Source organism: Streptomyces phyllanthi, from assembly GCF_009377205.1.
In the GTDB taxonomy this organism is placed as follows: Bacteria; Actinomycetota; Actinomycetes; order Streptomycetales; family Streptomycetaceae; genus Streptomyces; species Streptomyces phyllanthi.
Genome location: NZ_VJZE01000419.1, coordinates 1 through 8,198, shown reverse-complemented (window position 1 = coordinate 8,198; position 8,198 = coordinate 1). Strand labels below are relative to the sequence as shown.

Genomic DNA, 8,198 nt, shown 5'->3' with positions numbered 1-8,198 from the left:
GACCTGGACCCCGGGCGAGGCTTCCTCCTCGTCGAAGCCCTCTCCACCCACTGGGGAACGACCGGCGGCGACCCGTACACCAAGACCGTCTGGTGCGAAGTCGCCCTGAAGTGACTGTCAGTGGTGTCTGCGACTCTGTTCGTCATGACGCGGACGGAATTCGGGAACTTAGTGTTCTTCTGGGGCTGGTGGACCTTCTTCGAGGCCGTGTGGATCGCCGTGCTCTGGCAGAGCCGCTCTCGCGTGCTGAGCGGTGGGATCTACCGGATACCCGGCGCACGGCGCATCGGACGGGGTGACTGCGTGCGGCGCGTCGAGGCGCTGCTCGCGGAGCTGGAGCGGAGGGGTGTACCGGCGGAGGGCGGGCCGGACAAGGACGAACTCGTCGACCGGTGGCACCGTGTCGTCGCCGGTCGGTTCGTCTCGGTGCTGCTCCAGGCGGTGCCTCTCCTGGCCGTCGCCCTCCCCTTCTGGTGGACGACCTCGCTCGCCCGGACCACGACCACGCCTCTCTGGATGTTCGCCGCCATCGCCGGCTTCGGTGCCGTCTCCCTTGCGCTCATGGCCGCCGACGAGCGGGCCACCGCGGTGTCCGACCCGTCCGGGGTCGTCACGGTCAAGGCGATCCGCTTCCTGGACATGCTGCTCATCCCGTCCGGCCGCCGGCCGCAGGACTCGGCGCTCGACGTCCACGGCAAGCTGTTCCGACGCCTTGGCAACGCCCTGCGCACGCAGGCCCGGCACGGGACCCGCACGATGCCGCCCGCCACCCGCGCACGGGTGCGGGAGGACACCGAACGACTGATTGCGGCACTCGCCGACGCCGACCAGCGCTACCTCCTCGGCGAGGGAGCCGACCGTGAGGCAGCCGTGCGCGACCTCTCCCGGCTCGTCGCCGGCGTCCTGCGCCACAGCTGTCGTCCGCGCGCACAGCGCGACAGCCTCGTGGTCGTCGACGCCGTGCTCCTCCCGGACACGCCGGAACCGGACGCGGCGGACGTGCCGGCCGAGCCGCTCAGGAGCCGCCTGCTCGCGGGGGCGGGGAGGCTGGCGGTGGCCGTGGGCCTCCTCGCCGGAGCCGTCCTCCTCCCCGGCGGGGGAGCCGCCTCGGATCTGCTGGCGGCCGCGGGGCTGGCGACCGTCGCCCTCATCTGCCCGCCGCTGCGAGAGGCTCTGCACCGGGCGAAGGAGCTTCTCGTCGGCGGCGCGCCCACCGGCGACAGGGGACCGGAGACGCCGGACGACGAGTCGAGTGCCCCGACGGCCGCCCCCACCGGCTCCTGTCCCCACTGCGCCAGCCACTCATCCGTCACCGCGGGATCACGGCGGGTAGGCTCATAGACCGGTACGGACAGGGTGACCCGGCATGACACGAGGACGAGGGCGACGAGAAGACATGGCCGCGCTGGAGGACAGCAGCCAGGGGCGCACACGGGACCGGCGGTCAGTGTTCGAGCGGTACCAGGAGGCCGTGGGGGAAGACGGCTTTACTCCTTCGGATGAACTCTTCGCTCTAGAGACCACCTCCGACGGCCAGCCCACCGATGTCGAACGGGAGGACACCGACGAGGGCGTCGACCCGATCACCTCGCCCTTCGACCCCGAACACATCGACATCGAGACCCGCACGACCACCGTCGACCTGCTGCTCTCCCGGCTCCGCAACGAGATGATCGACCTGGCCCCGGACTTCCAGCGCCGGGCCGGCATCTGGACGGACGAGAAGCAGAGCCGCCTCATCGAGTCGCTGCTCCTGCGGATCCCCATCCCTTCCTTTTACGCGGCCGAGCAGAAGGACGGCAGCTGGGCCATCGTGGACGGCATCCAGCGGCTGACGTCGATCGCGCGCTTCCTCGATGCCAGTACGGTCAACGCTCCGCCGCTGAAACTGAAGGGGCTGGAATACCTTCGCAACTTCGCCGGGGCGGGTTTCAACGACCTCTCCGGCAAGCTTCAGATCCGGCTGCGCGAGACGGAGGTGGTCGTCCACGTCATCCGGCGCGGCACCCCCGAGCCGGTCATGTTCAACGTCTTCGCCCGTATCAACACGGGCGGCGAGCCCCTCACCCGGCAGGAGATCCGGCACGCGCTGATTCCCGGCCGGTCCAGGACCCTCCTGGCCGAACTCGCCGAGTCCGAGGAGTTCCGCGAGGCCACCGGCAACAGCGTGGTCGGGGACCGGATGGCCGACCGCGAGATGGTCCTTCGTTTCCTGGCCTTCCGGCTGACCTCGCCGGACAGCTACCGCACGGGCGACTTCGACTCGTTCCTCGCCGAGGCCATGCACCGCATCAATCGGTTCGAGCCGCTCGACGAGCAGCGCCTGCGGCAGGAGTTCTTCAGCGCCGTGATCGCGGCGCAGAGGATCTTCGGTGCCCACGCCTTCCGCAAATACCGCTCGGGCCAGCAGCGCAAATCCCCCATCAACAAAGCCCTGTTCGAGACCGTCGCGGTGAACTTGGCCGCGCTCGACCCGGCTCAGCACATCAGATTGAGGGAGCTGGATGTTCTGGACGCCTTCGCCGCCCTGATGGACGACGCCGAGTTCGAACGGTCGATCTCCGTGGCCACCGGTGACCCCAAGAAGGTACGCAAGCGGTTCGACGCCGTGCAGGAGCTCTTCGAAGATCTCCTCTCCTACTCCGGAGACAGCTGACAGTGATCACCCGACTTACCCTGGTCAACTTCAAGGCGTTCCGCCGCCTTGAACTCTCGCTGGGGGCGCTGACGCTGCTCACCGGCCTGAACTCTTCCGGAAAGAGCAGCGTGTTGCAGGCCCTTGCCCTGTTGAGGCAGTCGTTCGGGCCTGATCGACCGATGGTCCACGGGGAAGGGAGTCTGTTGCTGAATGGTGAGCTGGTCGAAATGGGCACAGCGCGCGACGTGTTGCATGACGACTTCGGCCCCGTGGATGAATTGCTCGCGACTGACGCTCCTGCGGTGGGTTTCGTGGTCGAGGTGGACGAGCCCCATCACTACATTGCCCGCTACGATCTCCAGCAGCCCGACGAGGATGTCATGGAGGTCTACTTCCCCGGGTTCCCACGGTGGCTCGACCTGCCTTTCCAATACCTGCACGCAGATCGCATCACCCCCGCCGTCACCTACCCCCGCTCCCGTCAGATCGCCATCGACCGCGGATTCCTCGGCGTACGAGGCGAACACACCGTCAACTACCTCCGCCACAACTCCGAGCAGGAGGTCCCCGACGGCCCGCTCCGTCACCCCGACGCCACGTCTCCCCAGCTCCTCGACCAGACCGTCGCCTGGATGCAGGAACTCTGCCCCGGCGTCAATCTCCAGGCCACCGCCATCGAGGGCACCGACTCCGTCCGTCTCTCCTACGGCTTCGGCGGCACCGCCGGTATCAACGCCACCCGCCGTCGCCGCCCCACCAACGTCGGCTTCGGACTCACCTACGCCCTGCCGATCGTGGTCGCCTGCCTCACCGCGACCCCCGAGAGCCTGATCCTGCTGGAGAACCCAGAAGCCCATCTGCACCCCAAGGGTCAGAGCAGGATGGCGGCCCTGATCTCCGCAGCTGCCGCCACGGGAGCGCAGATGGTTGTCGAGACCCACAGCGACCACGTCCTCAACGGCGTCCGGATCGCCGTGAAGCAGGGGGCCTTGGCGGCGGACGACGCCGTCATCCACTTCTTCCGCGGCAACGGCTCGGGTGCCGAAGTCATCAGCCCCCGGGTCGACAAGGACGGCATGCTCGCCCAGTGGCCCGAAGGGTTCTTCGACGAGTGGGAGAACTCGCTCGACAAGCTGCTGGACTGACGAGGGTCAACGGTCACCAAGGGGGAGAAGTGCCACTGCTGTTCCTGAACGAGAGGTCCTGGAAAACCGCCTGCGACCCGGCCCGCGCCGAGCGGGCCATGGCCGACTTCGTCGACGCCGTGCGCGCGGCCGCCAAGGAGGACACGGCTGATACCTCGTTAGTCAGCGAAGTCGAACTCAAGTCTCTGGAGATCGCCGAGGGTTACCCGATTGGAAAATGGATCGGCAGCAGTCCGAAGAACCACGCCCGCTGGCAGCGTCTCCTGGCTCTGCGGAGCAGGTCCCCCGTCCGCAGTGTCTTTCCGACGCCGGATGCCGACGGCCACCTCGAATACCACTACAAGGGGGAAGAGGTCCTGGGCCTGGGCGCCGCGCACTTCATGGACGGCATCGCGGTCAGCCTCCCAGTGGCGCCCGAGTGGCAGAGGCCAGCCGTCACTCTCGAACGCACAGAACTCGTCGAACTCGCCGACGAATCAATGGAGTTCGAGCACGAGACGGTCGACGTCCGGCACATCTCCGCCCCTCCACACGTCGACGAACATCTCGCCTGGATCCGCGAATCGAGCCTGGCCAGAGCCGCCACGGGCCGTCAGATCTGGGAACGCAAGGCCGACCTGTACCCGCACCTCCAGTTCCTGTCCCGCACCGAAGCTCACTTGAGCGACCTGGACCCGCGCTGGGTCGTGCCCGTACGGCGCCGCCTGGAGCAACTGGATGCCGCGGTGGCCCTCTGGGAACCGACGGCGAGGCCCGAACCGGAATGGCAGTCCAAGGTCACGCCCGAGAGCCAGACCCGCCGGGAGGTCTGCCGGTTCGTCGACTTCGACGACGAGAGACGCCTCTTCGAGATGCACGCCCGCTTCACACCGGGCATGGGCCGCGTCTACTTCCGCCTGGTGCCGGAGGAACGAGCCATCCGGCTCGCCCACATCGGCAGCAAGATCCGTCCCGATCTCTGACTCCGTCAGAACAGCGTCTCCTGCCCCGCCGGCACCAGCGGCTTCCTGGCCTTGGGAACCGGCGCCGGCACAACCGCCTGGGCAACCGGTGCGGTGCGCGTGCTGGTGCGGGAGGCGCCTCCTCCTGCACGCCATGTAAGAGACTGCGGCGGTGTCGTCCTCGGCCCGGTGCGTGCGGACGTAGCCGCAGCTGGGGCAGACCCGACAGTACGGCGGAGATCCCCGCGAACTGCGCGACACCATCTGGCAGAACCCGGTCGTCACGCTGCTGAAGTTCCTCGCCGCCCCCGACCCGCGACGCTGGCGGCTGCGCACCCAGGCCGCGCTGTCCGGCTTGATCGCCCTGCCGGAGGCAGTGCGGACGGCGGTGCCGGTTCAGGACGCCGCTGCCGTGATCAACGGTCACCTGCTGGGTGAGGACGCGGCGACCACGGTCGGCCAGGGGCCTCTCCGGGTGGTGCGCGTGGCCGACGCGAGCGGCTGCGCGCTGGTCCTCGCGGTCTACATGACCCCTGGCCATGTCGACGTGGCCTGGACCGCGCTCGCCGTCCTGGACGACAGCCGTGACGCCGTCACCAAGGACCCGAAAGCCCACCAGCGTCGCTGGCAGGCCTGGCTGTACTGGGGCAACCTCCTTCAGTTCCTCGGCGAGGGTGAGGGAGACGCGCGGCAGCTGGCCACGAGCGAGCTGCGCCTCTTCGACGCCGCTCAGCTCTCCCTGCACCTCGCCAGCGCCTCCAACGCCGACGGCGTCCTGTTGGAGCAGCTCGACGCTGACATCGTCCGTCTGGCCAAGGACTACGTGAGCAAACCGGTGCCGGAAGTCTTCCAGGACATCAGCGTGCTCCGGCGAGCCGTGTTCGAGCTGCTGCGCGGGCGGCAACGCCCGTACGAGACCTCTCACCTGTATCTGGCAGCCGGCCGCCTGTGCGGTCTGGCGACGCACGTCGCCCTCGACCTCGGCCAGTGCACGGCCGCCGCCACGCACTCCCGTACGGCCTGGACGTGTGCCGAAGCGGCCGGTGACAACGGCCTGCGGGCGTGGGTCCGGTCCATCCAGTCCCTGATCGCCTACTGGCAGCAGAACTACCGCCAAGCCGCGGACGTGGCGAGGGCGGCGTTGGCGCCACCACCGATCACGGCGCCGATACAGAACGGTGCCACTTGGCCGAGAACACGGCCCGGCTGTGGCGACCCGTGTTCCTGGCGCCAAGCGGTGCGCGAATGGCTGAGCACACGGGTCGGCGGGACGCCCTCGCCCCGGTCGGAACGGCGGTCAGCCCTTCCCTGCCAGTTCGATCAACTCGGCGGCGAAGGCGATGGCTCCGTCGACGCTGTGGATGGCGTACATGGAGTCGATCATGAAGTGATCGATCCCGGTGCGCTCATGGACCGCCTTGAGAGCATCCGCGACCTGCTGTGAGGGGGTGTCCGGGTCGATGTTGACCCGCAGGACCGTGTCGATCGCGGACGGATCCCGGCCGGCCTCTCGGGCCAGCCGGTCGATGACCGCCCGCTGGGCCACCAGACCGTCGATGTCCAGGTAACTCGGCACCACGCACAGCGGCAGCCAGCCGTCCCCGCGTTCGGCGACCCGCCGCAGCGCCCGCTCCGACAGTGCCCCCAGGTAGAACGGCGGTCGTGGGCGCCGTGCCGGCTTGAGCGGAGAGTGGTGCAAAGGAACCGAGATCGACTCACCCTGGTATGCGGCCGGGTCAGTGGTCCAGATGGCTTCCAGAGCGTCGAGCAGTTCGTTCATCCTGGCTCCGCGGCGGGTGAAGTCCTGGCCCGCAGCCTCGTACTCCTCGGGCGACCAGCCGATGCCGAACCCGGGCAGCAGGCGACCACTGCTTATCAGGTCGATGCTGGTCAGCGACCTGGCCAGCTGCACTGGCGGATACAGGGGGGCGATGAGCACGTGGGTTCCGAGGAGCACGCGCTCGGTGGCACTTGCGGCGATGCTCAGGAGCACGAAGGGATCGGCGGCCGGGTTCAGTTCGGCCGGGATGGTGTTGCCTTGCCCGCCATAACCGATCTTCGGGTTGACGGCGGCGAGGTTGCGGTCACCGACCCACAGACTGGCGGCCCCCGCGTTCTCTACCTTCCGTGCGAACTCGGCGGTCCGGGCGATGTCTAAGGCCTGCTTGTGGAACTGCGGGAGCGCGAAACCGATCTTCATGGCTGTTCCTTCTCAAGTGGGGGCGAGTTCGCCGGCAAGGACGCGCGCCATTATCGCGACCGCCCTTGTCGTCGTGCGGCCGCTTTGACGAGTCTTCCGTTCGCAGAGTCGTGACCCGCATCGCTCGAACCGCCTTCTCAGATCCCCAACGAAGCCATTTCGATCGCCGAGCGGTAGTTCGCGGCGGCGGTGACCACGCAAGCGCGGTACGTCCGGTTGTCCTTCACCGCGAGGAAGTAGTCGCGGACCTGCTTCCAGTACTGGCGCAGATAGCTCGGGCCGGGGAAGAAGGCCGGTGGGCGGGGCACCAGGGCGTAGGCCTCCGAGCAGCGCAGGATCGCGCCCGTCGCCTGCGACAGTACGGTCTCGACCTCGCTGTTCATATTCCATCCCGCGGCGAGTTCGGGCGTCCAGATGGACGCCGCCACCTCTCTCAGGCGCTCCTGTTCCTCGGGGGTGGGCTCCTCCAGCGCACCGGCCGGGGCGTACGCGGCGGCCGTGCCGTACGTGCCGTGCGCACCGGTCTCCTGGGCGAACGCCGTGCCGGTCATCGCCCCGGCGGCCAGCGCGATGGTGACGGCAGCTGCCGCAGTGCCTGCCGTCAGGCGTATTCCGCTCCTTCTGTTTGCCTTCATCCGTTGCGACTCCTCCTCGAAGGCGGCTGCGGGAGGTCCGCAGCCGCCTTCGGATGCTGTCATCCCGGGCAGCGGCTTCAACGGAGGCGAACACGCCAACTATTCGCCGGTATGAGCCACGGACACCGTCCGTCCGAGCCACCGCTTCCGCACCGGGTCCGTCTGAGCCGCCGCTTCCGCACCGGGTCCGTCTGAGCCACCGCTTCCGCTCCGGCGTCTCGCGGTCCAACCGCTACCGTCCCGGTCAACGTCGGGTTCTGGCTGACGTGCGGTCGGCAGTCGTCGGAGGAGATCCCCATCCCGGGCCGGATGCGCTGCGGCGAGACCACCGCAGGGGTGATGCGCGAACAGAGCGGCTTCTCCTGCGTGCTGGGGCCGCCGTCCTTCCGGTCCGGACGGGGCGGGGGCCGGAGCGTGCGATGTCGCCGTCCGGGGGATGGAGGTCTTCCGGATCGACGTGCGTGTGCAGATCGGGAGCCTGTAGGACCATGCGCCCGCCGGCCGAGGGCCCGCGCGCCGCCGGGACCGTCGGCACGTTGTGGCGCTCACCGGCCGCCCGTATGTCCGGATTCTCCCCCACGATCTGACCAGTGACGGACGGGCCTCCGGGCAGGGGCGGCAGGGTCGGCAGGGGAACGA

At 68.7% G+C, this 8,198-nt stretch carries 6 protein-coding genes and 1 pseudogene; 5 read left to right on the top strand and 2 right to left on the bottom strand.

The genetic code is table 11. From position 1 onward, the window contains the following. The 5 genes and pseudogenes from FNH04_RS36500 to FNH04_RS36475 form a co-directional block, all read left to right on the top strand. Nucleotides 1–114: pseudogene (locus FNH04_RS36500) on the top strand (ATP-binding protein); the annotation flags it as partial. 30 nt (nt 115–144) lie between these two features. Beyond that, nucleotides 145–1,341 (top strand): hypothetical protein, encoded by a 1,197-nt coding sequence (locus FNH04_RS36495; protein ID WP_152790132.1) that lies wholly within the window; start codon nt 145–147, stop codon nt 1,339–1,341. Nucleotides 1,342–1,396: 55 nt separating this feature from the next. After that, nucleotides 1,397–2,656 carry a DUF262 domain-containing protein gene (locus FNH04_RS36490; protein WP_152790131.1) on the top strand — a complete coding sequence of 420 codons (1,260 nt, stop codon included), beginning with the start codon at nt 1,397–1,399 and terminating at the stop codon, nt 2,654–2,656. A gap of 2 nt (nt 2,657–2,658) precedes the next feature. Continuing rightward, nucleotides 2,659–3,783: an AAA family ATPase gene (locus tag FNH04_RS46880; protein ID WP_322724864.1), complete on the top strand. Its 1,125-nt coding sequence runs from the start codon at nt 2,659–2,661 to the stop codon at nt 3,781–3,783. Nucleotides 3,784–3,812: 29 nt separating this feature from the next. Beyond that, a complete protein-coding gene (locus FNH04_RS36475; RefSeq protein WP_152790129.1) occupies nt 3,813–4,745 on the top strand; it encodes a hypothetical protein in 933 nt (310 codons plus the stop codon). A 1,276-nt stretch (nt 4,746–6,021) separates the two neighbouring features. On the opposite strand, the gene FNH04_RS36470 is transcribed toward FNH04_RS36475, so the two are convergent. Together FNH04_RS36470 and FNH04_RS36465 are read right to left on the bottom strand one after the other, a co-directional pair. Further along, nucleotides 6,022–6,924: a TIGR03619 family F420-dependent LLM class oxidoreductase gene (locus FNH04_RS36470; RefSeq protein WP_152790128.1), complete on the bottom strand. Its 903-nt coding sequence runs from the start codon at nt 6,922–6,924 to the stop codon at nt 6,022–6,024. A gap of 137 nt (nt 6,925–7,061) precedes the next feature. Next, nucleotides 7,062–7,559: a hypothetical protein gene (locus FNH04_RS36465; protein WP_152790127.1), complete on the bottom strand. Its 498-nt coding sequence runs from the start codon at nt 7,557–7,559 to the stop codon at nt 7,062–7,064. Nucleotides 7,560–8,198 lie beyond the last annotated feature (639 nt).